The sequence below is a fragment of the Streptococcus mitis genome, from assembly GCF_001074635.1.
GTDB classification, from domain to species: domain Bacteria; phylum Bacillota; class Bacilli; order Lactobacillales; family Streptococcaceae; genus Streptococcus; species Streptococcus mitis_E.
Genome location: NZ_JUQO01000126.1, coordinates 1 through 26,035, shown reverse-complemented (window position 1 = coordinate 26,035; position 26,035 = coordinate 1). Strand labels below are relative to the sequence as shown.

Sequence of the window (26,035 nt, the reverse complement as noted above, 5' to 3'; positions counted from 1 at the left end):
GTGACATCCAATTTTTTCTTACTGTCATCTACCTGTAAGAAAGCCATGTTTTCACCCTTTTTGGTACGAATTACTTTTATTTTCTGAACTTCAACCAAAATAATAGCATAGCTATTTTCTGACAATTTTCCAATTGGTGTAATCGGATAAATAGACTTACTTGCAATAGCTTGTAGGGGATGTTTGCTGACACCTATCCCTAAAAGTTCTTGTTCCATATAGAATTTTTCTTGTTCCGTCCAATCTTCCGATTCCTGCCAACTATAAATGGTATCACCAAACAAGCTTCCTAACTCTTTTACAAATTCAAATAGATTAACTAAATTATTGAATACTTTTTGACGATTTCTTTCAAATGAATCGAAAAGACCAACTTTTACCAAAGGTTCTAGCAGAGGAAGTTTCAAATAATTTTCAGGTAATTTAGCTATAAAATCTTCAATGTTAGAATAAGGTCTATTTTCAAGAATCCAAAGTGCCAAATCCTTGCTGACTCCTTTAATCGATTTCAGACCTAGATAGATGGACTTGTTAGCAATTTTATCGTGATAGGGAATGGTGTTGATGGACAGAGGCGCCACTTCAAAGCCTGCTTCTAAGGCATCTGTTAAGTAATCACTGTTGACAGAATTCAACATGACCTGATAAAAAATGGCTGGATAATGCGTTTTGAAATAAGCCAACTGGAAGGCCAAGGCTGAGTAGGCATAGGCGTGTGACCTGTTAAAACCATAACCAGCAAACTTCTCCATGACATCAAAAACCTGCTCTGCCTTTTCCGCAGTATGTCCAGCTTCTAATGAACCTTGAATAAAAGAAGCCCTCATCTCATGCATGGCAGAGGCATCCTTTTTCCCCATAGCTCGACGCAAAATATCGGCTTTTCCAAGACTAAATCCAGCAAAGCGCTGGGCAACCTGCATAACCTGCTCCTGATAGAGCATAATACCGTAGGTTGGAGCCAAAATATCCTCCAGCACTGGATCCAGAACAGTCACTCCTTCTTGCCCATGCTTTCTAGCTACAAAATTATTGATATAATCACTAGCACCTGGTCGATTTAGGGAAGTAGTTGCTACGACATCTTCAAAACAGACTGGTTGCACACGTTTGAGTAGGCGAATGGCACCAGGTTGCTCAAATTGAAAGATACCTTTTGTATTGCCAGAGGCAAATAAAGCCAGCGTTTCTTTGTCTTCTAAATCTATTTCTTCGATTTTAAGGTGAATACCCTCTGTTTCAGCAAGCAACTCTTGCATCTTCTGGACAAAGGTCAAATTTCGCAGTCCCAGAAAGTCCATTTTCAAAAGCCCACTAGCTTCAACTCCATGAGCATCATACTGAGTCAGTGGAATTTCATCACCATGCTTCAGAGGAATATAGTTGGTCAAATCCTGGTCGCTAATCACAACACCAGCCGCATGGACAGAGGTTTGTCTTGGATAGCCCTCTATCTTGCAAGCAATTTCAAAGGCTTTTTGGTATTCTAACTTACTATTAATTTGCTGACGAAACTGGAGGTTACCCTCATAAGCCGACTTGAGATTGTCACGAAAACTGATTTTCTTAGTAATTGCAGATAATTCATACTCTGGCACACCAAAGCGTTTCAATACATCTCGTAGAGCTTGCTTGGCTCCAAAGGTTGAAAAAGTAACAATTTGAGCAGCATGTTTACTGCCATATTTATTGCCAACATACCTGATAAAATCTGGACGATAAATATCAGGAATATCAATATCAATATCAGGCATAGTATAGCGTTCACGATTGAGGAAACGTTCAAAAATCAGATTTTTCTCTACTGGGTCAATCCCTGTGATATCCAAGGCATAGGAAACCAAGCTACCAACTGCAGAACCCCGTCCCATTCCCATATAATAGCCATTCGAACGTCCAAAACGCAATAAATCCCAAACAACCAAGAAATAATCATCAAAGCCCATATCATGAATAACAGCCAATTCTTGGTCTAGACGGTCTTGATATTCTTTACCAGTTAACCCCTTCTGAGCAAGCCCCATCTCAGCACGTTCTCTCAACTCTTCTACTGCTGGTCTAGCTGGATTAAAGCGAGGCAATTTCAGACTAGTATCCAAGTCATAAGAAATACCTGAAATCAGCTTTTCTAAGTTTTCCAAGGTTTGAGGAAAACGTTCTTGGAATAGTTTATCTAAAGAATTTGCTGATATAAAGACATCTTGTCGTGAGCGCAAGGGAACTTCTCTGAGGGGGAGATTTTCTTTAATCGCTGTTAAGACTTGTAAAACTTCTCTATCCCTGCTTTCAAAAGCATTGATCCGATACAATGGCAAAATAGGATGATGAAATTCGCTTGCTAGTGTTTCTGGGTAAACCCCTATATAGTAATCACAGCCTAGATTTAACAACTCAAGTTCTTCAAAATAAGGCACAATTACCGCAATATCCTCCAGGTACTGGGACAGGACTGACCAAGTTTTCTCCCCCTGCATCTTGGCTGTTGAAAGTTTCATCAACTGCTGATAGCCTACACTAGATAGAGCTAAAAAGCGCAAATTCACTTCCTGAGCATCCACAAATACAGTCATTTCAAGCCCTAATAAAGGATGAATACCATATTTTTTTGTAACCTCTAGAAAGTCAAAAGCACCATAAAGATTATCAATATCCATCATAGCCAGATGAGTGTAGCCGTATTCTTTAGCTGCTCTCACATACTTTTCGATCGAAATGACGCTCTCCATAAAACTATAGACTGTTTTTGTATCTAGTTGTGCGATCAATTTACACTTCTCCTCTATCCTTCTCACTATATTATACCATTTTCAAAAAGAGAAAGACAAAAGCAATGACTCCTATCTCTATTTTATATTTTAAATAAGGCATTTTTGATGAAAAAATAACAAATATATTTGTAGTAGAAATGTTTCTGTAAACTATTTTGAACTTTTTATCCCAATAAATGGATATCTCTTTTAAAGAAGTGAGATAAATTCATTCAAAATTCTTGTTAGATATCGTTTAATTTATGAATGCTATAGAATATCACATATTATTTCATATAAATTGTATTCATTATTCTTTAATTAATTTCTTTCTCACTTAATAATTCCCTTTCTCCTATTTTTTTGATATAATAACCTTAATTATTATTTTACAAGGAGGTTTTATGCGCTTTAATCAATTCAGCTATTTATCACTTCCAAGAGATACTATTTTATATGAATTAAAAAAGTATGGATTTGATTTTCCATCTGAGTCAACAAATAAAAAGATGTTGGAGTCTTTTCTAAGTCGTTTCTTTTTCACTTATCAAGACACCAACTATCCACTTTCCATCCTAGCAGCTGATAAAAAAACAGACCTGCTGACATTTTTTCAATCAGAAGATGAACTGACAGCAGATATTTTTTATACTGTTGCTTTTCAACTTTTAGGCTTTTCTTATTTGGTTGACTTCGAAGATAGTGAAGCTTTTCATAAAGAGACTGGATTTCCTATTGTATACGGTGACTTGATTGAAAATCTCTATCAGTTACTCAATACTCGCACCAAAAAGGGAAATACTCTTATCGACCAACTTGTTAGTGATGGTCTTATTCCGGAGGATAATGACTACCACTACTTTAACGGCAAGAGTTTAGCAACTTTTTCCAGCCATGATGTTATTCGAGAAGTGGTCTACGTTGAGTCTCGTGTCGATACTGACCAAAAAGGTCTACCAGACTTAGTCAAGGTCAGCATTATTCGTCCACGTTACGAGGGGCAAATCCCTGCCATCATGACAGCAAGTCCTTATCATCAGGGAACAAATGACAAGGCTAGTGACAAGGCTCTCTACAAGATGGAGGGCGAGCTTGAGGTTAAACCTGCTTATAAGATTGAACTAGAGGAACCTCAACTCAATCTCGTCCACCCCCAAGGTCAAGCTGAGCTTGTGTCAGAAGCTGAGGAAAAGCTAACGCACATCAATGCTAGCTATACACTCAACGACTACTTCCTCCCACGAGGTTTTGCCAATCTCTATGTGTCAGGTGTTGGTACCAAAGACTCTACTGGTTTCATGACTAACGGAGACTATCAACAAATCGAAGCTTATAAAAATATCATTGACTGGCTCAATGGTCGTTGCCGTGCCTTTACCGACCACACGCGCCAGCGTCAAGTCAAGGCTGACTGGTCAAATGGAAAAGTAGCCACAACTGGACTTTCTTATCTAGGTACCATGTCCAATGGTCTTGCGACTACAGGAGTCGATGGTTTAGAGGTTATCATTGCCGAGGCAGGCATTTCTTCGTGGTACAACTACTACCGTGAAAACGGTCTGGTGACTAGCCCTGGTGGTTATCCAGGCGAGGACTTTGACTCCCTGGCTGAACTAACCTACTCACGTAATCTCTTGGCTGGCGACTATATTCGTGGCAATGAAGCTCACCAATCTGACTTAGAAAAAGTAAAAGAACAACTGGATCGCAAGACCGGCGACTATAACCAGTTTTGGCATGATCGCAACTATCTGCTCAATGCCCATAAAGTAAAGGCAGAGGTTGTCTTTACTCATGGTTCTCAGGATTGGAATGTCAAACCACTTCATGTTTACCAGATGTTCCATGCTCTTCCATCTCACATCAATAAGCATCTCTTTTTCCATAATGGTGCCCATGTTTATATGAACAACTGGCAGTCCATTGACTTCCGTGAGTCCATGAATGCCTTATTGACTAAAAAATTACTGGGACAAGATACAGATTTCCAACTTCCTACTGTCATTTGGCAGGACAATACAGCCCCTCAGACTTGGTTATCACTTGATAACTTCGGTGGGCAAGAAAACTTTGAAACCTTATCACTTGGTCAAGAAGAGAAAGTCATTCAAAACCAGTACCCAGATAAGGATTTTGAGCGCTATGGTAAAACCTACCAAACCTTCAATACAGAACTCTATCAAGGAAAAACCAATCAGATTACTATTGACCTTCCTGTGACTAAGGATCTTCACTTGAACGGTCGCGCTCAGCTTAATCTTCGTATCAAATCTAGTACAAATAAGGGACTCTTATCTGCTCAACTACTGGAACTTGGTCAAAAGAAATACCTACAACCTTATCCAGCTATTTTAAGTGCTAAAACCATTGATAATGGACGCTACCACATGTTGGAAGATCTCTGTGAATTACCATTTAGACCAAATGCACAACGAGTCGTGACAAAAGGTTACCTCAATTTACAGAATAGAACTGATCTACTGTTAGTAGAGGATATTACTGCAGATGAATGGATGGATGTGCAATTTGAACTACAACCTACTATTTACAAGTTAAAAGAAGGAGATACTCTTCGTTTAGTCCTCTATACGACTGACTTTGAAATCACCATACGTGACAATACCGCTTACCACCTGACTATCGACCTCGCTCAGTCCACACTTACCATACCTCACTAAAAAAGGAGTTAAATTATTATGAATAAATCTGAACACCGACACCAACTCATACGCGCTCTTGTTGCAAAAAACAAGATTCATACACAGGCTGAGTTGCAAGCCCTTCTTGCCGATAACGACATTCAAGTTACCCAGGCAACTCTCTCACGCGACATCAAAAATATGAACCTGTCAAAAGTTCGAGAAGAGGATAACTCTTACTACGTGCTTAATACAGGTTCTATCTCAAAATGGGAAAAACGCCTCGAACTCTACATGGAAGACGCCCTTGTCTTGATGCGCCCAGTTCAACATCAAGTTCTACTAAAAACCCTTCCTGGACTGGCTCAATCATTTGGTTCTATCATTGATGCTTTGAGTTTCCCTGACGCTATCGCTACCCTCTGTGGTGATGATGTCTGCCTCATCGTCTGTGAAGATGCAGAAGCTGCTCAACATTGCTTTGAAGATCTGAAAAAATTTGCCCCACCATTTTTCTTTGGTGAATAGCAAAATCCCGTGTCTGATGAGGCACGGAATTTTTTTATCTTCTTTACTGAGATGGATTTTCTTTTTTAGTTCGTGCCAATCTCAGGGCACGATTTGGATTGAGACGATTAAATAGTTCTTCCAATTTCTTTTCATTCCAAACATCTGCAGCGGAAACGAAATTTCCATCCGCATCTCGGAAAGATATCGGTTTATCTCCCATACCAGTCTCCTAGTCTACAAATTCAAACTCAAATTTACCAATTCGGACCAAATCACCGTCTTTAGCACCACGCGCACGAAGGGCTTCATCAACCCCCATACCACGAAGCTGGCGAGCAAATTTCATGACTGATTCGTCACGTTCAAAGTTGGTCATATTAAAGAGTTTCATCAGTTTTTCACCAGAAAGCACCCATGTTGCATCGTCATCACGACTAATTTCAAAGGCTTTTTCTTCCTCGTCAAAGCCGTAGTATGCTTCTTCTTCCATATCTGACTCGTCATAGAGCAAGAATTCTGGTGTCTTGTCTAACAATTCAGCTGTAGCATCCAATAGCGTTGCAAGACCTTGCTTAGTCAAACCAGAAATTGGGAAGATAGCTGGTAACTCTTCAAATTCATCATAATTTTCAGCCAATTTTTTCTTAAATTCTTCAAGATTTTCCTGACTCTCAGGCATATCCATCTTATTGGCTACGATAATCTGTGGACGCTCCATGAGGCGAAGATTGTATGACTCCAACTCCTTGTTAATGGCAAGATAATCCTCATAAGGATCACGGCCTTCGCTAGCTGACATATCAATGATATGAAGGATGACACGGGTACGCTCGATGTGACGGAGGAACTGAGTTCCCAAGCCAACACCTTGACTAGCGCCTTCAATCAAACCTGGCAGATCGGCTACTGCAAAGGAGTCACCTGATTGAGTACGAACCATACCTAGATTTGGCACAATAGTCGTAAAGTGGTAGGCACCAATTTTGGGTTTAGCAGATGTGATAACACTTAAAAGTGTTGATTTCCCTACTGATGGGAATCCTACTAAACCGACATCTGCCAAAATTTTTAGTTCTAATTGTAATTCACGCTCCTGACCTGGTTCTCCATTTTCAGAGATTTCCGGTGCAGGATTTTTTGGTGTCGCAAAGCGGATGTTTCCTCGTCCACCACGACCACCGTGGGCTACAATAAATTCTTGCCCATGTTCAATCAAATCTGTTAAAACTTTGCCAGTCTCTGCATCACGGACAGTCGTACCTTGCGGCACTCGAACTCTGAGGTCCTCTGCACCACGACCATGCATCCCTTTAGTCATTCCTTTTTCACCAGAATCAGCCTTGAAATGACGGTTATAACGGAAATCCATCAAGGTACGTAGTCCTTCGTCTACAACGAAGACGACATTCCCTCCACGACCACCGTCACCACCCCAAGGACCGCCATTAGGGACATATTTTTCACGGCGAAAGGCAACCATGCCATCACCACCATTACCAGCCTTGACCTTAATCTTGGCTGTATCTAAAAACATACTCATTTTTTCTTCTCACTTTAAAAAAGGGCTGGGAAATCCCAGTCACTAAATTTTCTTGAATCTATTTTATAGATTACTGAGGGCACCAATTGCAGTTGCAAAAATTCCCAATAAACTTGCTACTAGCATGATAATCACTATAAACAAGGTTATTTTCTCAAACATAGTTTTTTTACGATTTCCATTATCTCCAAATGCCATTTTTCTCTCCTTCGTTACATTCTATTTTCTATTATCTTAGCATGAATTCAACTAGTTTTCAATAGTCAGTTGCTACAGGCGCAATAATCCATAAAATGATATAAGCTACAATTCCCGCTCCGTAACAGAAAGCAAGGACACCCCATATTACGCGAACGATAGTTGGATCCATATCTAGATAATGAGCCACTCCGGCACAAACACCCGCAATCTTTTTATCACGACCGCTTCTCATTAATTGTTTTTTCATAGCTGTTCCTCTTTCTATTCTTCATGGTCTTTCAAATAATCTCTGATGCTGATTAACTGCGTTTTTGAAGCCTTCAGCATGCGTCTAGATCCTTTTACCGGTACAGCAACCACCTGTTGTGGTAAATACAAAACTGTCTTAAAGATACGCTGGCTGACCGTATCATCTTTTGCTAAATCTTTCTGGAAATTATTTGAAATAATAGCATCAAGATAAAACTCATGCACCCGTTTTCCAAAGTTCTCAGCTGAAATCTCGTACAACTTCTCTGATAAAGTATGCTCATTCATGTCTGGTGTTGCAATCAGGGCTTCCAAAATAGCTCCAGCCAAATCATGTTCACCGTAATACAAGGTTCCAAACATCTTGTCATTGATCAGATTGTCCAGATAAGGATTTCCGTGAGCAATGACAGGCGTCCCACTGGCTAAGCTTTCCAAGTAGGTCAAGCCTTGGGTTTCACTTGTCGATGCCGAGATGAAGAAATCCGCAGCCTTATAGTAAAGAGCTGTCTCACTAGGAGCAATCATCCCTGTAAAGACAACAGAGTCTTGAATCTCTAGTTTCTGGGCTTGCTCTTTGAGGTCATCCAGATAAGGACCATCCCCAGCTACCACCAGTTTAACCTTGTCTTCTTCTTTCAGAACTTCTGCAAAGGCTGCTAGTACTGCTTGAATATTTTTTTCATAGGAAATTCTGGAAAGACTAAGCAACATCTTTTCATCATCTTGAATCCCTAGTTTAGTACGCAGTTCTGTCAAATTTTCCTGCTTGATTTCCGGACGCTCAAACTTAGCTAATTCAATCCCAGTTGGAATGACCCGTTTTTCAACCTTAACCTTATAGTCAGATAGCAAGTCACGGACAATCTCACTCGGGCAAATAACCCCATCCACATCATGCAAGAAACCTCTAACCAAGTACTTGACCATACTCGGACGAATCAACATCCCCTTGGCAATATAATGCACATAGTCTTCGTATTGGGTGTGATAGGTATGGATGACTGGAATCTTCAATTCACGCGCAATCCAAATCCCCAACAAGCCAAGAGAAAATTCTGTCTGGGTATGAATAATATCCAGCTGATACTGCTTGGCAATTTCAAGTGCCTTGCTAAAGCCTCGATAGGCAAAGCGGCGATCCTTAAAAGCAAAGAATGGAACACTTGGAATGCGGATAATTTGCCAATCTTCATAGCGATTGACATCCTTATCTGTCGTCGTAAAGATAAAAACAGCATGTCCCTGTTTTTCAAGTTCTGTTTTTAAGGTTCGAATACTGGTCGCAACACCAGAAACCTGAGGAAAATAGGTATCTGTAAATAAACCAATTCGCATAGATTACCTCACTTTTTACTTTCTCCCTAAAGCGGCTTGTTTCTCATAAAAATCCAACCAGATTTGTAACAGATGCTCTTCTGAATATTCTCTGGAAATATTCTTAGCCTTTTCTTTGAGGTCTTTTAAGGCAGCAGGATTTGCTTGATATTTCAGAATAGCTTCTTTCATCTCTTCTCTATCTGCTGTCGCCCTATAATTTCCCTCCAAAATCACCTTATAAAGATCTAAATCACGCAACATAATAGGAGCTTCACAACTAGCAGCCTCTAAAATCGTCATAGGGAAGAGCTCATTATAACTAGGCAATAAGAAAAGGTCCGCTAGGGCATACAATTCGCGCATCCGCTCTGGTGATACAATACCTGGAAAAATCAAATTTTTAGGGGGATTTTCCATCATTTTCTTGTAGCGTTCATAACCATCTGTCATACCACCAAAAGAGAAACCACCAGCCCAGATAAAGGTAATCTGCGGCAATTCCTCAGCCAGACGGATAAAGTCATCAATCCCTTTACGTTTCTGAACTTGACCAGCACCCACTACGATAAACTGATTATCACTAAGAGCTAGCTCTGTTCGCAGTCTGACTATCTCTTCTTGCGGAAGGGGATGCCATTTTTCCTTGTTTACAAAGTTAGGAATATAGGTCACTTTTTCACGTGGAATACCAGCTGCCACCAAATCCTCAATAAACATAGGATTGACCACCACCAAGTGCTCCATCCGGTTGTAAAAAGAAAATACATAGCGTTTCACAATCCCCTTTAAGAAAAATGGAATTTTCAAACTCCCCTCAAGTGTATCAGGTAAGAAATGCACATAGCCAATTTTCCTTCCTGAGCGTTTCTTTTGGAAGGTTGATAAATAATAGGGGAAATCAATTGTATGAAAGTGAGTCACATCTGCCTCGATTGGAAGATTTTCTGTAACAATCAATTGGTCCTTTGCATCACGGTGAAGAAGACGAACTAATTCACGGTAAGCACCTGAAACTCCTTGTCCTGCTACTTTCTCACTTGAACTCAACATATTGATGCGTAATTTCTTTTTTTCCATAGCTACTATTATATCATTTTCTTTGAATAAAATCAGCAAAAGAAAGGAGAGACTAAAGGAAAAGAAGGGAAATTTCCTCACTTTTCCAACGGTCTCTCACATGCTTTTATATGTTTACTTAATGCCTAGGGCAATGCGTGCATAGCGACTCATTTTTTCAACGGTCCAGGCTGGATACCAAACCAATTTAACTTCAGTATCCGTTACTTCTGGTACCTCTGTCATGGCATCATAAATCTGATCCGTCAAAAGGTCGGCTAGGGGACAACCCATAGTTGTCAAAGTCATATCAATCTCTGTTTGCCCTGTGTCGCCGTCAAAACGAATCTCATAAATCAAACCAAGATTGACAATATCGATTCCCAACTCAGGGTCGATGACTTCTTCCAAGGCTGTTAAAATCCGTGTTTTGATGTTTTCAATTTGCTCTTCTGTATAAGCCATATTCATCCTCACTCTTAGTCTTCAATAAAATCACGAAGCGGTTTGCTGCGACTTGGTTGGCGTAGTTTTCTCAAAGCCTTTGCTTCAATCTGACGGATACGCTCACGAGTTACGTTAAAGACTTTCCCCACATCTTCAAGAGTGCGCATTTTCCCATCATCTAACCCAAAACGTAGACGCAAAACATTTTCTTCACGGTCTGTAAGAGTATCCAAAACCTCATCCAACTGCTCACGCAAGACGATACGAGTTGTATAATCCACTGGATTTTCAATCACTTCGTCTTCGATAAAGTCCCCAAGATGGCTATCATCCTCTTCACCAATCGGTGTTTCAAGAGATACTGGTTCTTGGGCAATCTTCAAGATTTCACGAACCTTATCAGGTGTCATATCCATACGTTCAGCGATTTGTTCTGGTGTCGGATCTTGTCCCAATTCTTGAAGGAGGTTACGCTGCTCACGAACAAGCTTGTTAATCGTTTCAACCATGTGAACTGGGATACGGATGGTACGAGCTTGATCCGCAATAGCACGAGTGATAGCCTGACGAATCCACCAAGTTGCGTAAGTTGAGAACTTGAATCCTTTAGAATAGTCAAACTTGTCAACAGCCTTCATCAAGCCCATATTTCCTTCTTGAATCAAGTCAAGGAACTGCATACCACGACCGACATAGCGTTTGGCAATAGAAACAACCAAACGAAGGTTGGCTTCCGCAAGACGTTGTTTGGCTTCGATGTCACCCGCTTCAACAGCCAGCGCTAACTCTTTTTCCTCTTCATTGGTTAAGAGAGGAACGACCCCGATTTCTTTCAAGTACATACGGACAGGGTCATTGACCTTAGCCGAAGTTGAACCAATCAAGTCCTCGTCACTGAGTTCTGGTTCTTCTTCAGCACTAAGAACACGCGCACTTGGATTTCCTTCGTTATCTGTGATAGAAATCCCTGCATCTTGAATCCGTTGCAAGAGATCTTCAATCCCATCAGCGTCCAAGGTAAAAGGAACGACAAGACTAGCATTGATTTCATCATCAGTTGCTGTCCCTTTTTGCTTATGATTACGGATAAATTCTGCTACTTGTACGTCAAATGTTGTTACTTCTTTTTGTTTTGTTGCCATTATTACTCCATTCTTCTCTTTTGGGAAATTAAACGTTCCAATTCTTCTAGGGCTGTGTCGGTATCTCCTACATGGCTAGCTTCCTGCACCTTCTTTTTGATTCTCATATTGTCCTGATTCAAGAGAGCCTTGTTTCGAGTCATTTCTACTTCACTTAGTTCCTGAGGTGACATCTCAGCAGGTAAATCCTGAGCTAAGACTTGGTACCAAGCTCTTTCAACTTCCTCTGTCTGTTCTGCTAAAACTTCCGGAGGAAGATTGCCATACTGACCAAGCAAGTCATATAAGACCTGAAATTCAGGTGTGTCAAATGAAAAGTCTTCTCGCAAGCGGTAATCGTTCAAAACAAGAGGGGATTCCATCATTCGATAAAGTAGATGGGCTTCTGCCCTCATAATAGCTGATAACTGCTTGGTGACAGGCATAGTGATTTGCGTCGATCTGGAAATCCCTTCCATGCGATTCTGCCTTTGCACCTGACGACTTTCATTCACAATCTGCTCAATCTGGGCATAATCAAAGGACGCCAAACTGTCAGCTAAAATATGAATATAGCTGTTTTGAGCAGTGATAGACTTTTCTTGAACAATCAAGGGAGCTATTTTTTCAATAAACTCAATCTGAGCCTGCAGATTTTCACTATTTTCAGGTTTGTACTGGTGAATGTAGAACTCAATCGGACTAATACGAGTTTTCGTTAATAGATAGGCCAAGTCTTCTGGTCCATTTTTTTGTAGATACTCATCTGGATCCAAGTTATCAGGCATGCTAACGATTTGCACAGGCATATCACCAATTTCATCCAAGGCTTTCAAAGTCGCAGCTTGCCCAGCCTTATCGCCATCGTAAACAAGAACCAACTTCTTGGTTAACCTTTTCAGATGCTCAACATGCTCACGACTTAAGGCTGTTCCCATAGATGCGACAGCATTTTCGATTCCAGCCCGATAGGCTGCAATGACATCCATGAATCCTTCCATCAGGTAAATCTCACTGGCTTTACCAGAAGATTTTTTTGCCCTATCCATATGATATAATTCGTAACTTTTGTTAAAAATTGCAGTCGATCGGCTATTTTTATACTTAGAAGTTTGTGAATCCGTTTTCTGCCAGATACGACCTGAGAAGGCAATAACCTTTCCCTGATCATTGGTCAGGGGAAACATGATGCGATTGTGAAAAGTGTCTACAAATTGATTGGCATCTGATAGGTAAAATAGCCCTGAATCTAGAAAATCCTCCTCACGATACTGACCAGACAAACGTTGATAGAGATAGTTTCGTTCTGGAGGTGCCAAACCAATCCGAAAATGCTTGAGCACTTCATCTGTCAAACCACGCTGATAGAGGTAGTTTCTGGCCTCTTCCCCCATGGTCGTTGTCATGAGAATAGCATGATAAAATTTGGCAGCATCTTCATGCATATCATAAAGAGCTTGGTGAGGCGAGGCTGGCTTCTGTTCACTATAAAGCGGTTTTTCCACCTCTATCCCGACACGCTGACCTAAGATTTGGACAGCCTCCATAAAGGGAACCCCTTGGTACTCCTCGATGAACTTAAAGACGTCACCTGAGCGACCACAACCAAAACAGTGGTAAAACTGCTTGTCCTCTACAACGTTGAAAGAAGGTGTTTTTTCACCATGAAAAGGACAGAGCCCTAGATAGTTCCGTCCTGCCTTTTGTAAAGAAATCACATCTCCTATGACTTCCACAATGTTGGCATTGTTTTTGATTTCTTCAATGACTTGTTTGTCAACCATACACAATACCTCCATGTTATCATAGTTTACTTTATATAGTATACTTTATTTCAGAAAAAAAGTAAACCATTTCACTCATTTTCCCTACTTTATTCAAAGAGCTGATAATAATCAGAGATTTTCATTTTTGCTTTTTCTTCTTGGTTCAAATCTTGGATAATTCGTCCTTCTTTCATGACAATCAAGCGATTGCCATATTTGAGAGCATCTTCCATATGGTGGGTAATCATAAGCGCTGTCAGCTGATCTTTCTTGACAAACTCATCCGTCAATTCCATCAAGGACACACTGGTCTTTGGATCAAGGGCTGCAGTATGCTCGTCTAACAAGAGTAATTCAGGACGCTTCAAGGTTGCCATCAAGAGACTCAAAGCCTGTCTTTGTCCACCTGATAAGAACTCAATCGGTGTATTCAAGTGTTTCTCAAGACCGTTTCCCACTTTTTCAATAGTTGCCTGAAACTCATCCTTATAGCTAGTCAAGCGTCGTGGAAATAGTCCACGTTTTTCACCACGAAACTTGGCAATCAAAAGATTTTCAGCTACTGTCATACGAGGAGCTGTCCCCATCTTAGGATCTTGGAAAACTCGAGACAAATACTTAGCTCGCTTCTCTGGTGAAAACTTGGTAACATCTTCACCCAAGATACGAATAGTTCCACTGGTTAATGACAAGGTTCCTGCAATAGTGTTAAAGAGGGTCGATTTCCCAGCACCATTTCCACCTAAAATCGTGATAAAGTCCTGTTCAAAAATTTCTAAGGAAACATCATTTAAAATAATCTTTTCTTCATCAAAGCCATTTTTAACGACTTTGGTAGCATTTTTTAATTCTACAATTGCTGTCATTTGCTTAATTTGGCTCCTTTCAAGATTGTTTGCTTAAATGTTGGAATCATGAGGCAGACTGCTAAAATCAAGGCGCTGTACAAACGAAGATAACTTGTATTAAAGCCAAGCGCAATAACTGCCCACACTAAAAATTGATAGGCGATAGAACCCACAACGATGGCGATCAGACGCTCTGCCAAACTCAAACTCTTGAAAATAACTTCCCCAATAATCAAACTTGCAAGACCTACAACGATAACCCCAATTCCTCGAGATACATCGGCATACCCTTCTTGCTGGGCAATAAGAGCTCCTGCAAGGGCAATCACACCATTTGATAAGACCAAGCCCATAAGCTCCATGCGACCAGTATGAATCCCGAAACTTCTAGCCATATCAGGATTGTCACCTGTAGCAATATAGGCTTGTCCGAGTTTAGTGTCCAAGAAAAAGAGCATGAGAGCAATAACAATACTCACAAAGATGAGGCCTGTCAAGAGTTGATTCAAATCCGAATCAAAAGGCAAGACATCCTGAATTTGCTTGGTTCCAAGTAGTCCTAAGTTTGCACGTCCCATAATCAAGAGCATGATAGAGTGACAGGAAGTCATCACCAAAATCCCTGAGAGCAAAGTTGGGATTTTCCCTTTTGTATAAAGAAGTCCTGCTGCCATGCCAGCCAAACAACCTGCTCCTACAGCAACAAGTGTCGCTAAAAAAGGATTCACGCCTTTGGTTATCAAAGTGACAGCAACAGCTCCCCCAAGAGGGAAGGAACCTTCTGTCGTCATATCTGGAAAGTTCAAAATCCTAAATGTCATAAAGATTCCCAGACCTAGAATAGCCCAGACAAATCCTTGAGAAATAATAGATAATATCATCTGTTTCTTAACCTTTTCTATATGATTTCTATTGTAAAAAATTGGAGGAGATGTCCCCAACTCCTCCATTTTAGATTATTCAATCACTTGTCCTGCTTCTTTTAGAACAGATTCAGGAATCGTAATACCTAATTCTTGTGCCAATTTTTTGTTAATCACTGACTTACCAGTTGAAAAGACATTGACTGAAGTATCAGCTGGTTTTGCACCTTTCAAAACTTGCGCAATCATTTTACCAGTTGCCACACCAAGGTCATGTTGGTCAACTACAACTGATGCCAAACCACCAGCTTCTACCATGGCAGTCGCACTTGGGTAGATTGGTTTTTTAGCTGATTGGTTGCTTGAAACAACTGTTGAAAAGGCTGAAGCAATTGTGTTGTCGATTGGAACCCAGATAGCATCGACCTTGCTAGTCATAACGTTAACTGTTGAAGCAATTTCATTTGTTGAAGGAACTGCAAATGTTTCCACTGTCAAACCTGCTTTTTCAGCATAAGCCTTAAATTCTTCTACCTGTGTTTTTGAATTGTCTTCGCTGCTTGAATAAAGAGCTCCAATTGTTTTCACATTTGGTGTGAGAGCTTTGATGAGTTCAACTTGTTGTTGAGCTGGATTGTGGTCAGATACACCTGTAATGTTGCCACCTGGTTTTTTCAAATCTTTAACCAAGTTAGCACCAATTGGGTCAGTAATAGCGGCCATGATAACCGGTAGGTCTTTTGTAGCACTAGCCAAACCTTGAGCAGCTGGTGTTGCAATACCAACCACAAGGTCATTCCCATTTGCAACCAATTGTTTACTCATTGTCGCAACCTTACTTTGGTCACCTTCTGAGTTCATAAAATCGATTTTAACTTGATCATCTTTATAGCCTTCTTCTGCAAGTCCATCTTGAATCCCTTTATAAATCAAGTCAAGAGAGGGATGGCTCACAAACTGAAGGACACCAACTTTGGCAACTTTCTTTTCATTCTTAGCTTCTGGTTTATTCATTGAAGAGTAAATCAAGCTTCCTGCTACTAAGACTGCTAATGCAGCGATAATTCCAATCAAACGTTTATTTTTCATTCTATTTCTCCTTTTATTCCTTTAAAATACTTCACTTATATAATACTCTTCGAAAATCACATTCAAACCACGTCAGCGTCGCCTTACCGTAGCTATGGTTACTGACTTCGTCAGTTCTATCCACAACCTCAAAGCAGTGCTTTGAGCAACCTGCGGCTAGCTTCCTAGTTTGTACTTTGATTTTCATTGAATATAAACAAGCTACGCCATCGTTTTCTTTCCATACTAACCTCCATCAAAAAAGTCCTCACACAAAAAACTTGTGTGAGGACGTCGATGCGCGGTACCACCTCAATTATAGGGAATTTCCCTATCGCTCTGTCTCGCAATAACGAGATGCACTGTAAGGTGTGCTCACCGAATTTTTATGATTTCAAATTCTAAATACCATTCAGCCCAATTTTCATCATCATCACTTATCTGTTTTCAGCTACCACAGACTCTCTAAAAAGTTTGTATGATTACTTTTCTGAATGGTTAAATTATATCATTTTTCAACTACTTGTCAAGACTCTTTTAGCATTTTTTTGAAAGATTCAAAAACTTCCCCTATAGAAAAGAGGAAGTTTGATAGGTATCAGCCTGAATTACGCAAACCTGTCGCAATTCCGTTGATGGTTGTATGGATTAATTTTTCTTGATCGCTTGATAATTCTCCTCGACGTTGACGTTTAATCAACTCCAACTGGATATAGTTGAGGATATTAAAGTAAGGCATACGGTAATCCAAACTCGCTTTTAGATATGGATTTTCAGCTAAAAGTTCATCGTAACCTTCGATAGCCAAGATGACTTCCTTGGTAACTTGCCATTCATTTAAAATTGTCTCATAGATTGCTTTTACTTCTTCATCCTCACACAGTTTGGCATATTCAAAAGCAATATTCATATTTGATTTTGACAAGACCATGTCGACATTTGAAAGAAGCGATTGGAAGAAAGGCCAATTTTGGTACATATCTCGTAGGATAGCGATATTTTCTGGATTTTTATCGATAAATTCCTTGAAGCTTGAACCAACCCCATACCATCCAGGGAACATGACGCGACTTTGCGACCATGAGAATACCCAAGGGATAGCTCGCAAACCACCGATTTCAGTAATAGTCTTACGAGCAGCTGGACGAGAACCAATATTAAAGCTTGAAATAGCCTTGATTGGACTTGACTCGAAGAAATAATCATAGAAATGGTCATTACCAAAGACCAAATCACGGTAGATATCGTAACTACGGTCCACCACTTGGTCCATAATAGCTTCATAACGATTTGAGGTATTGGTATCACTCTTCTTCTGAGTAATCATACGGTTAATGGCTGCTGAAACCAGCATTTCAAGGTTATAGTAGGCTGCGTCTTTGTTACCGTATTTATTCCCAATTACTTCACCCTGCTCCGTCAAACGGATACGATCCTTGATAGATTTGAGCGGTTGAGATGTGATGGCTTCATAGGTTGGTCCACCACCACGACCGACAGTCCCACCACGGCCATGGAAGAAGGTAACCTTAACGCCAAATTCATCTCCAATAGCAGTCAATTGTTGTTGAGCCTTGTAGAGGGTCCAACATGATGATAGGTAGCCACCATCTTTATTACTATCAGAGTAACCAAGCATGATTTCTTGATAGTTATTGCGAGAAGCAATCCATTTCTTAGCAAGAGGAAGAGAAAGATATTCTCTCATGGTTTCTTCTGAGTGATCCAAGTCCTCAATTGTTTCAAAGAGAGGAACAATTTGGACTCGGGCTCTTTCTTTATCAACTAGCCCTACTTCTTTTAACAAGATAGCCAATTCCAACATGTCTGATACGCTGGTTGCATGTGAAATGATAGTCTGACGAATAACATCATCTCCCAACTTATCTTTCAACTTACGAGCAGCCTTAAAGATTGCTAATTCTTTTTCAAGTAACTCTGATTTTTCAACATGAGTGGCAGAAAGAATACGTGGATCTTCCTCTAATTCTTTCAAGAGAAGCTGGCATTTTTCTTCTTCACTTAGTTCGCTATAACGCGAATGAATTCCTGCTGATTTCAAAAGTTCAGCTACACAGGCCTCATGAACACTAGAATCTTGACGCATGTCAATAGATGCCAAATAGAAACCAAAAATTTCAACTGCCTGAATTAACTCAACAAAATCACCAGAAATCAGTGCTTCACCCTTATTTTCCAAGAGGGAATCACGAATAGTAATTAAATCCTTATAAAAATCATTGGCCGTTTCATAGCGAGCCCCAACTTCCTTATCCTCAATCAGATAGGTTTTTGTTGCTTGGATTTTTGATTGAATATCAAACAAGGCACGGCGGTATAGCTCTTTTTCACGATAAATCGAATTATCCTTAGACTGACGAGCCATTTCTCTGACTTGCTTGCTTACATTAACAATACTGGTTGAGAGAGAGAACTCACGATAAAGTTGGTAAATCTTTTCATCATAGTAGTTCATGATGACTTCACACTGAGTCATAGCAGATTGTTTCAAGGTATCTGCTGTAACAAAAGGATTCCCATCACGGTCTCCACCAATCCACATTCCCATGGTAATTGGTTTAGGATGTTTCAACTCCAAGCCGTGTTTTTTAGCCAGACGCTTGTACTCAGCAGTCAAATGAGGAACAGCTTTCAGGAATGAACTATTGTAGTATTCCATAACATTCGTGATTTCATTGGTGACTTTCAATTTCTTTTCACGAATCATGTCTGTCTGCATGATAATCTCAATGTAACGACGGAGATCATTATGCCATTTTTCCTTATTAATCAAGCCTAATTTTACATCACGGTACTTACGCAAAAGGGTATGGATATGGTTAGTCAAATCCAACATACTCTTACGTTGCACTTGTGTTGGATGGGCTGTCAAAACAGGGACAACATTCAAGTGTTCTAGAATTTCAACCGCATTTTCTTTTTCTGCAACCATTTTAATTGTTGCTGATAATTTCCCAAGATAATCTTGATCGATATTATTTTGGTGGTTGATTTCATAAGCCAAATCCACGTCTTCTGAAATATTAATCAAAAGAGGCAAGATAGAGAAATAGCGTGAAATATAAGCCATTTCATCATTTGACAGACTCGTAACCAATTGGTTCAAGCCTTGATAATCTTCTTGAGTTGACAATTCTTTCAACTGCATGATTTTTTCAAAAGTCTCTGGGGCAAGCATGTTTTTAGTGATATCTTCTAACAATTCTGTTAAAATCAATACTTCTTCTTGCACGACAGCTTTATTACTATAGTTTTCTAATTTTTGAAGAGACATAGGCAATCCTTTCCACTCTCAGCTCTACATATAGTTTGATGAGTGAGCTTCTAACTCCTCATATAATTGGGCACGTTTTTCACTTGCATCAATATTTAAGACAAAGGCGATGGCTACAGACAAGACTAGGAGACTGTTTCCTCCTTGCGATAAGAAAGGGAAAGTTACTCCTGTCGAAGGAATAATACCAGAAATTCCACCGATATTGACAAAGACCTGTACCAACATCATCCCCCCAACCCCAATCGCCATCATGGAATTAAAGGGATTCTTAGCACGAATTCCTACTAGAATAATTCTCAAAATAAGGAAAAAGACAAGTGCTAAAATCAATCCAGCTCCCACAAATCCAAACTCTTCAATGACAATTGAAAATACAAAATCTGTATGGGCCTCTGGTAAATAACCTCGTTTTTCGATTGAATTTCCTAAGCCTAGACCAAACCACCCACCATTCACCATGGCAAAGTAGGAATTGGCGAGTTGGTGACCTGCTCCTGCCAAATCAGCAAAGGGGTTAAAATAAGCACTGAAACGCTTGGCAACGTAGCCAAATACTGGAATTTTTGAAAATTTATCAACCCCTATAAAAGAAATCAGTGATAAGGATAGGGCAGAAACTCCCACCAAAATTCCCAAAAAAGCAATAAACCATCTATAAGCGATACCACTAATCGTATACATAATCAAGGCAACCAAAGCTAAAATAGAAGCATTCCCCAAATCTGGGAAAATAGCAAGGCTCCCAATCAGTACAAAGAGAACAAAGCGCCAGTCATTAAAAGCTCGAGGAAGCCACTGATTTTGTGTCAAAACTTGAAAATCATAAATAGCTATATCCTCTTGTTGTTTGGAAAATCTATTTGCTAAATACCAAATAATAATAATTTTCAAATATTCGGCTGGCTGAATGGTCAAAGGTCCTACAGAAATCCAGCCATAGGCTCCATTGACAGGAATACCAATCAAACGAGCCAAAACTAAAAGAATCAGCTCAACGAACATAACGATAAATAAAAGACGTTCATTTCTTAAAAAATTCAGTCTCAACTTATATATCAAGGCAATCAGTATCAAACTAAATATCCAAAATAGTCCCTGACTTCGGACCAATTGCAGTGCACTTTGGCCTTCTTGAATTAAAATAGCACTGGTTGTCGAATAAACCACAATCAAGCCCAAAATAGATAAAAGTAAGTAAGGAACTAGAATAGAATAATTTAATAGGTGCCTTTTACTAATCTTCATAGTATCACCAATCTAATGAGAACAACACAATTGCTTCCCAAATTCCGTTTGTTTTCTAGTTTTGATTGCTATTATACCATTTTTTCCGAAAGAAAAAAACTCTTATCCATCAGATAGAAGATTTTCTCATAAGAAAAAGAGCACTTGGCCCTTTTCTGTTTTATTCTTTTGATGAACTGCTTGAGCTTGAATCTCCGCCACCAATATATTGGGTAAAGATATTTTGGAAGGCTTGATCTTTAACCTTGATATTAGCTGCTTGTAATTCTTTTCCGATAACGCTTTGAACAAATGTTGAATCATTTTGTTTTTGAGTCAAGATAACAGTTTTTAATTTTTCTTTGTAGTCATCGATATTAGATGATTTTTCTGTTTTCTTAGTGAGTTTTACAATGTAATATTGGCTACTGTAAGCTTGTGTGCCAGCGGCTGTGATCACATCAGAAACACCATTTACATCTAAAGCAAAAGCAGCTTTTTTAACTTGTTCTGGTACTTCTGTTGAAGCAGAATCAAAGGTGATTTCTCCACCATTCGCTTTGGTTTTCTCATCTGTTGAGTTATCTTTAGCTAGTTGAGCGAAATCTGCGCCACTTGCCTTAGCTTTTTCGAGGACTTCTTTCGCTTTATCCTCATTATCAAGACGAATGATTTGAGCCGTTACATCTGGAGTGTACTCGTCAAATGCTTTCTTATAGGCATCATCTGTCAATTCAGCTTCTGCTGCCTTCTTAACTGCCAACTCAACTAATTTACTTGTACGAATTTGAGCTTTACGTGTTTCAAGGGTCATTCCTGCTTGTGACAAGACACGTTGGTAGTTCTCACCATATTGTTTCTCTTCTTCGGCAATAGTATCATTGACTTCTTTGTCATCTACTTCTGAACCGTATTGTTTCTCAAATACTTTTTGAATGGTCAAATTCAACAACACTTGTTGGGCTGAAGGATTGCTTTTCACTTGCTCATAAAATTGATGTTCTGTGATGACATCCCCTTTCATGCTGATAAGATCTGCTCCTTCTGAACCTTTCGAACAAGCTGCTAAAGTTGCTACTGATAATAATGTAATGGCACCTGCCAATAGTTTTTTCTTCATGTCTACTCCTTTGAGATAAGTGTTACCCTATCTATTTTACTATATTTTCTTAAATTTTTCTGAAAATCATTCGCTGTCAGGCAATTGAACATCTGCTATATTTTTACGAAGCATGAGGATGCCGTCACCCAGAGGTACTAATGTTGCGGTGAGGCCTGGATTGTCTAAGGTTGCATCAAATAATCTTTGAAGTCCTCTGTAAATAGTTCGCTGACCTCGACGAACTTCCATAATATCCTTGGCAACATCACCACCTTGAAAAATATCATCCAAGACAACCACACCACCGACTTCCAAATGTTTGAGGATTTCTGGCAGAAAGACGATGTATTTAGACTTGGCTGAATCCATAAAGACGAAATCATAGGACTCTGTCAAGGTAGATAAGACATCTACCGCATCTCCTTCTAGGAGCGTAATTTGCTTGCGACTGTCAAACTGGGCGAAATTTTCCTTGGCAAATCCAATCATCTCTGGATTGCGGTCAATAGTTGTAATCTTGGCCTTTGGCGCATGTTCCGCCATCAAGAGGGCTGAAAAACCAATAGCCGTCCCTATTTCCAGAATGTTTTTAGGTTGTATGGTTTCCATGAGAAAACGGAAATAAGCAACCGTTTCATGGGGAATAATGGGAATATTTTCCTTGCGAGCAAAGTCTTCCAATTCTTTCAAAGATCCTGTGACTTGCTTTTGGCGCTGACGCATCAAGTCCACAATTTCTTCTTTAACGACAGGACGACGCATGTTATGGTTGGCATTTTTACTATACGATTCAACCATCTTATGCCAATCCCAATTTTTCAACAAGGGCTTCAAACTCATTCAAACGACGTTCAAAGACTGCAAAGGCATCGTTGAGATAGTCTTCCTTCTCCATATCAACACCAGCTTTTCTCATGACATTAAGTGGATAGTCAGATTTACCTGCCTTGAGGTAGTCGATATAGCGATCACGGTCTTCTTGATTACCATGAACAATCTTTTCAGCCAAGGCTGAGGCTGCTGCAAAACCTGTTGAATATTGGTATACATAGTAGTTATAGTAGAAGTGTGGAATACGAGCCCACTCGTATTGGATTTCAGGATTGTCTTCCTTACTCAAACCATAATACTCTTGGTTCAAGTCTGCGTAGAGTTTATTTAAGAAATCGCTTGTCAAGACTTCACCATTTTGATCCGCTTGGTGAATCGCGTGTTCAAACTCGGCAAATTGAGTTTGGCGGAAAACTGTTCCACGGAAACCATCTAGGAAGTTATTGAGAATAGCAAAGCGCGTTGCGTCGTCTTCCACTTCTTCCAATAATTTCTCCGTCAAGATATTTTCATTGGTAGTTGATGCAATCTCAGCCAAGAAGATAGAATAATCTCCGTAAACATAAGGCTGCGTTTCACGAGTATAGCTTGAATGCATACTGTGACCTGTTTCATGGACAAGGGTAAAGAGATTGTCTAGATTGTCCTGCCAGTTAAGGAGCATAAAGGCATTTGTATCGTAAGAACCACCAGAATAGGCCCCTGAACGCTTGCCTTGATTTTCATAAACATCAATCCAACGCTCACTGAAGGCACGTTTAACACGGCTCAAGTAATCCTCACCCAAGACTGCTAAGGCTTCTTCTGCTTTTTTCAAGGCTTCTTGGTAGGTAAAACTATATTCAACAGATGAAAGTGGTGTGTAGACATCGTACATCTTGAGGTCTGAAATTCCCAAAATCTTTGAACGAAGCTCAAGGTAACGATGCAAGAGTGGCAAATGCTTGCGAACTGCTGCTACCAAATTGTCATAAACACTCTCTGGAACAAAATTGGCTGCTAGGGCTGCATGACGAGCACTCTTGTAGTTGCGAACTTTGGCACGGTAGTTTTGAACCTTAACATTGGTTTGCAAGGTTTTGGCATAGGTATGTTGGAATTGTTCATAAGTCGCATAAAGAGCTTGATAGGCACCACGACGCACCTCACGATTTTTAGACTCCATCAGACGTGTGTAAGTCCCATGAGAGAGCTGCACTTCCTTACCATCATCGTCAAGGACATAAGGGAAAACAATATCCGCATTGTCCAAGATAGCGAAGGTTTCACTTGCTGAACCAAAGATTTCTCCAGCTCCAGCCAATAATTCTTCTTCACGTTGTGAAAGAACGTGTTCCTTGCCTTGCAAAAGCTTGTCAAAATAGTGTTGATAAACCTGCAATTTTGGCTGAGCTTCTAAAAAGTCAGCATACTGCTTTTCACTGATTTCCATAAATTCAGGTTCATAGAATGAAAAGGCTTGGTCTAGCTGGCTATAGAGAGTCATGGCCTTGGCATAGTACTCTTGGTACTTGGCTTCACGCGTGTCCTGGTCATTCTTCATATGAGCATAAACGTAAAGCTTCTCCATTTGGCGTTCCATTTCAAGAGAAAATTCAGTAATTTCGAGTAGGCTATCCGCACTATCCAAGAGATGGCCTTCATACTGGGCTGCTGTCTCCAATTTTTCTGTTAAATCTTTTAAGGCTTCTTCCCAAGCCTGGTCAGTTGGGTAAATCGTTGATAGATCCCATGTATCTTTTTCATTTATTTCATGTCTTTGTAATACCATTAGATTCCTCCATCCTTTCTATTCTACCATATTTTTTAAGAAATATTGCTGATAAAAGGCTGGTGGATAGAGCTTTTGCCAATCATTTTGAGAATTTTCTTGGTAATAGGTTTGAAAATACTGATAATAGCGAGTCAAATCTTGCTCAATTTGGCAAAACTCACCTACTAATGGTCGAATTTGTGGATGCCATTCTTTTAGCCCATAAGTTAGGAGATTTTTTCCCTTTTTATAGGCTTCTGCTTGTTCTTTCATCCAAAAGGGATTTTGATAATACAGTTGTTGCCGGATATAGCGACAGATATCCTTATCTTGAGAAACTGTAAAATGAGATATTTTTTGTTTCTTATAGGGAAAACGGAATATCTCCAGTAGACTATCTTGGCCATAGGGAAATTCCTTGATTTGATAATAGAGTCTGCCTCGGAGATCCTGGTGGATGAGATATTTAAGCCTTAAAACCTGTTTTTCCTTGTCTACTTCCCAAACATAAAAGCCCATGTTTTGACTGAAATAGAGAAAACCTTCTTGCAGACGAGTCAAACGCTCCTTGAGCCACAGTTTTTCTCCCAACAACCACAGTACTTGGTAACCCTGACTACGATAGCCCTCACTACGCTCTTTAAGAACTTTTTGAGGCAAGGGACTACATTGAACCTCTAAAGCTAGATTTCCATTTACAAATACATCCGCAATCTGTTTAAGCTCTGGAAGAGGATATTCTAATTGCACCTCTGCATCTTTTTTCAACCAGTGATAAAGGACTTCCTTATTTTCCAGATGTTCTGGACTTTCATTTTCAGAGGAAAAATCACAGTCTTTTAAGGTTTTGTGGGCAAAATGGGTCCGGACACTTGGTCCTTGACGCAAACGGAGCTGACCTCCACAAGCTGGGCAGGTGTATGCTTCCTTCTCAAGTTTAACCTCTAACACATTTACCAATTCTCCCCGAGCATCTCTCGCAACAAACATGATTTCCCTCCTTTTCTATATTATTCGTAAAAAAGAAAAAAGATCAGGAAATTCCTAATCTTCATCACTATATAATTTTAGAGTTGCAAGCGACTTTCAAGAGCTTGTGTCAACACTTCAGAATAGTTCACTTTCTCACGATCTGCAAGTCTGACTAGCCACTCTGGAACCGTAACATTTTTTCGAATCGCTTTATTATCCTTTACGAAAGGCAAGGGATTGACCTGAATCAAAGTCACAAATCCATCAGGAGCTTTCAACATAGAAATGTCACTAGGAGTAGGCAGAGCCAGTCCTTCATCAATATAAGAAGCTAAAACACTCTCAAGCATTTCCCGAGCATTTTTCATTGCAAGTTCAATCGTTGCTCCTTCAGTCCCGCCTCCAAATTCAGGAAATTCAACCCAGTATCCAGTGCCTTCTTTATGAAAAATAGCAGGATAAGATTTTAGCATAATACAC

General features: G+C 39.8%; 22 protein-coding genes and 1 other annotated feature. Of the genes, 2 read left to right on the top strand and 20 right to left on the bottom strand.

Annotated features, from left to right (window positions below):
- The coding region (locus ADI58_RS05365) for a DNA polymerase III subunit alpha (RefSeq protein ID WP_049521749.1) at window positions 1-2,765 on the bottom strand (2,765 nt) is incomplete at its 3' end.
- Window positions 2,766-3,151: 386 nt separating this feature from the next.
- On the opposite strand from ADI58_RS05365, the gene ADI58_RS05360 reads away from it, so the two are divergent.
- Together ADI58_RS05360 and ADI58_RS05355 are read left to right on the top strand one after the other, a co-directional pair.
- Window positions 3,152-5,425 carry a Xaa-Pro dipeptidyl-peptidase gene (locus tag ADI58_RS05360; RefSeq protein ID WP_049521748.1) on the top strand — a complete coding sequence of 758 codons (2,274 nt, stop codon included), beginning with the start codon at window positions 3,152-3,154 and terminating at the stop codon, window positions 5,423-5,425.
- An 18-nt stretch (window positions 5,426-5,443) separates the two neighbouring features.
- Window positions 5,444-5,914: an arginine repressor gene (locus ADI58_RS05355; protein ID WP_049521747.1), complete on the top strand. Its 471-nt coding sequence runs from the start codon at window positions 5,444-5,446 to the stop codon at window positions 5,912-5,914.
- Between the two features lie 43 nt (window positions 5,915-5,957).
- Here ADI58_RS05355 and ADI58_RS11380 read toward each other — a convergent pair whose 3' ends face one another.
- The 19 genes from ADI58_RS11380 to ADI58_RS05255 all read right to left on the bottom strand — a co-directional run bounded on the left by ADI58_RS11380 (window position 5,958) and on the right by ADI58_RS05255 (window position 26,028).
- Entirely contained in the window at window positions 5,958-6,116 is a 159-nt protein-coding gene (locus ADI58_RS11380) for a hypothetical protein (protein ID WP_001808548.1), read from the bottom strand.
- 9 nt (window positions 6,117-6,125) lie between these two features.
- A complete protein-coding gene (gene obgE, locus ADI58_RS05345) occupies window positions 6,126-7,436 on the bottom strand; it encodes a GTPase ObgE (protein WP_049521746.1) in 1,311 nt (436 codons plus the stop codon).
- Window positions 7,437-7,499: 63 nt separating this feature from the next.
- A complete protein-coding gene (locus tag ADI58_RS05340; protein ID WP_000863859.1) occupies window positions 7,500-7,634 on the bottom strand; it encodes a DUF4044 domain-containing protein in 135 nt (44 codons plus the stop codon).
- A 58-nt stretch (window positions 7,635-7,692) separates the two neighbouring features.
- Window positions 7,693-7,869, bottom strand: a complete 177-nt coding sequence (locus tag ADI58_RS05335) for a PspC domain-containing protein (protein WP_049521753.1) — start codon at window positions 7,867-7,869, stop codon at window positions 7,693-7,695.
- 29 nt (window positions 7,870-7,898) lie between these two features.
- Window positions 7,899-9,224, bottom strand: coding sequence for a glycosyltransferase family 4 protein (locus ADI58_RS05330; RefSeq protein WP_049521745.1), 1,326 nt, complete (start codon window positions 9,222-9,224; stop codon window positions 7,899-7,901).
- A 15-nt stretch (window positions 9,225-9,239) separates the two neighbouring features.
- Window positions 9,240-10,364, bottom strand: a complete 1,125-nt coding sequence (gene cpoA / locus ADI58_RS05325) for an alpha-galactosylglucosyldiacylglycerol synthase (protein WP_193390584.1) — start codon at window positions 10,362-10,364, stop codon at window positions 9,240-9,242.
- A 33-nt stretch (window positions 10,365-10,397) separates the two neighbouring features.
- Window positions 10,398-10,727, bottom strand: a complete 330-nt coding sequence (locus ADI58_RS05320) for a metal-sulfur cluster assembly factor (RefSeq protein ID WP_000331929.1) — start codon at window positions 10,725-10,727, stop codon at window positions 10,398-10,400.
- Window positions 10,728-10,741: 14 nt separating this feature from the next.
- Window positions 10,742-11,851 (bottom strand): RNA polymerase sigma factor RpoD, encoded by a 1,110-nt coding sequence (rpoD, locus tag ADI58_RS05315; RefSeq protein ID WP_000201905.1) that lies wholly within the window; start codon window positions 11,849-11,851, stop codon window positions 10,742-10,744.
- Between the two features lie 2 nt (window positions 11,852-11,853).
- Window positions 11,854-13,614, bottom strand: a complete 1,761-nt coding sequence (gene dnaG, locus ADI58_RS05310) for a DNA primase (protein WP_049521743.1) — start codon at window positions 13,612-13,614, stop codon at window positions 11,854-11,856.
- Between the two features lie 89 nt (window positions 13,615-13,703).
- Window positions 13,704-14,462 (bottom strand): ABC transporter ATP-binding protein, encoded by a 759-nt coding sequence (locus ADI58_RS05305; RefSeq protein WP_049521742.1) that lies wholly within the window; start codon window positions 14,460-14,462, stop codon window positions 13,704-13,706.
- Complete coding sequence (locus tag ADI58_RS05300) at window positions 14,459-15,325, bottom strand: ABC transporter permease (RefSeq protein WP_049521752.1); 867 nt, start codon at window positions 15,323-15,325, stop codon at window positions 14,459-14,461. The genes ADI58_RS05305 and ADI58_RS05300 overlap by 4 nt, the downstream gene beginning before the upstream one ends.
- Window positions 15,326-15,400: 75 nt before the next feature.
- Window positions 15,401-16,396: a tryptophan ABC transporter substrate-binding protein gene (gene trpX, locus ADI58_RS05295; protein WP_049521741.1), complete on the bottom strand. Its 996-nt coding sequence runs from the start codon at window positions 16,394-16,396 to the stop codon at window positions 15,401-15,403.
- Between the two features lie 263 nt (window positions 16,397-16,659).
- Window positions 16,660-16,877, bottom strand: a binding site (T-box leader).
- 96 nt (window positions 16,878-16,973) lie between these two features.
- Complete coding sequence (gene ppc, locus ADI58_RS05285; RefSeq protein WP_049521739.1) at window positions 16,974-19,670, bottom strand: phosphoenolpyruvate carboxylase; 2,697 nt, start codon at window positions 19,668-19,670, stop codon at window positions 16,974-16,976.
- 24 nt (window positions 19,671-19,694) lie between these two features.
- On the bottom strand, window positions 19,695-20,918 hold the full coding sequence (gene ftsW, locus ADI58_RS05280; protein ID WP_049521738.1) for a cell division peptidoglycan polymerase FtsW: 1,224 nt from the start codon (window positions 20,916-20,918) through the stop codon (window positions 19,695-19,697).
- Window positions 20,919-21,078: 160 nt separating this feature from the next.
- Complete coding sequence (gene prsA / locus ADI58_RS05275) at window positions 21,079-22,017, bottom strand: peptidylprolyl isomerase PrsA (protein WP_049521737.1); 939 nt, start codon at window positions 22,015-22,017, stop codon at window positions 21,079-21,081.
- Between the two features lie 66 nt (window positions 22,018-22,083).
- Entirely contained in the window at window positions 22,084-22,797 is a 714-nt protein-coding gene (locus tag ADI58_RS05270) for an O-methyltransferase (protein ID WP_080982476.1), read from the bottom strand.
- Window position 22,798: 1 nt separating this feature from the next.
- Window positions 22,799-24,601, bottom strand: coding sequence for an oligoendopeptidase F (gene pepF, locus ADI58_RS05265; protein ID WP_049521736.1), 1,803 nt, complete (start codon window positions 24,599-24,601; stop codon window positions 22,799-22,801).
- An 18-nt stretch (window positions 24,602-24,619) separates the two neighbouring features.
- Window positions 24,620-25,573, bottom strand: coding sequence for a competence protein CoiA (locus ADI58_RS05260; RefSeq protein WP_049521735.1), 954 nt, complete (start codon window positions 25,571-25,573; stop codon window positions 24,620-24,622).
- A 77-nt stretch (window positions 25,574-25,650) separates the two neighbouring features.
- Window positions 25,651-26,028 carry a type II toxin-antitoxin system HicB family antitoxin gene (locus ADI58_RS05255; RefSeq protein ID WP_049521750.1) on the bottom strand — a complete coding sequence of 126 codons (378 nt, stop codon included), beginning with the start codon at window positions 26,026-26,028 and terminating at the stop codon, window positions 25,651-25,653.
- Between the last annotated feature and the right edge of the window lie 7 nt (window positions 26,029-26,035).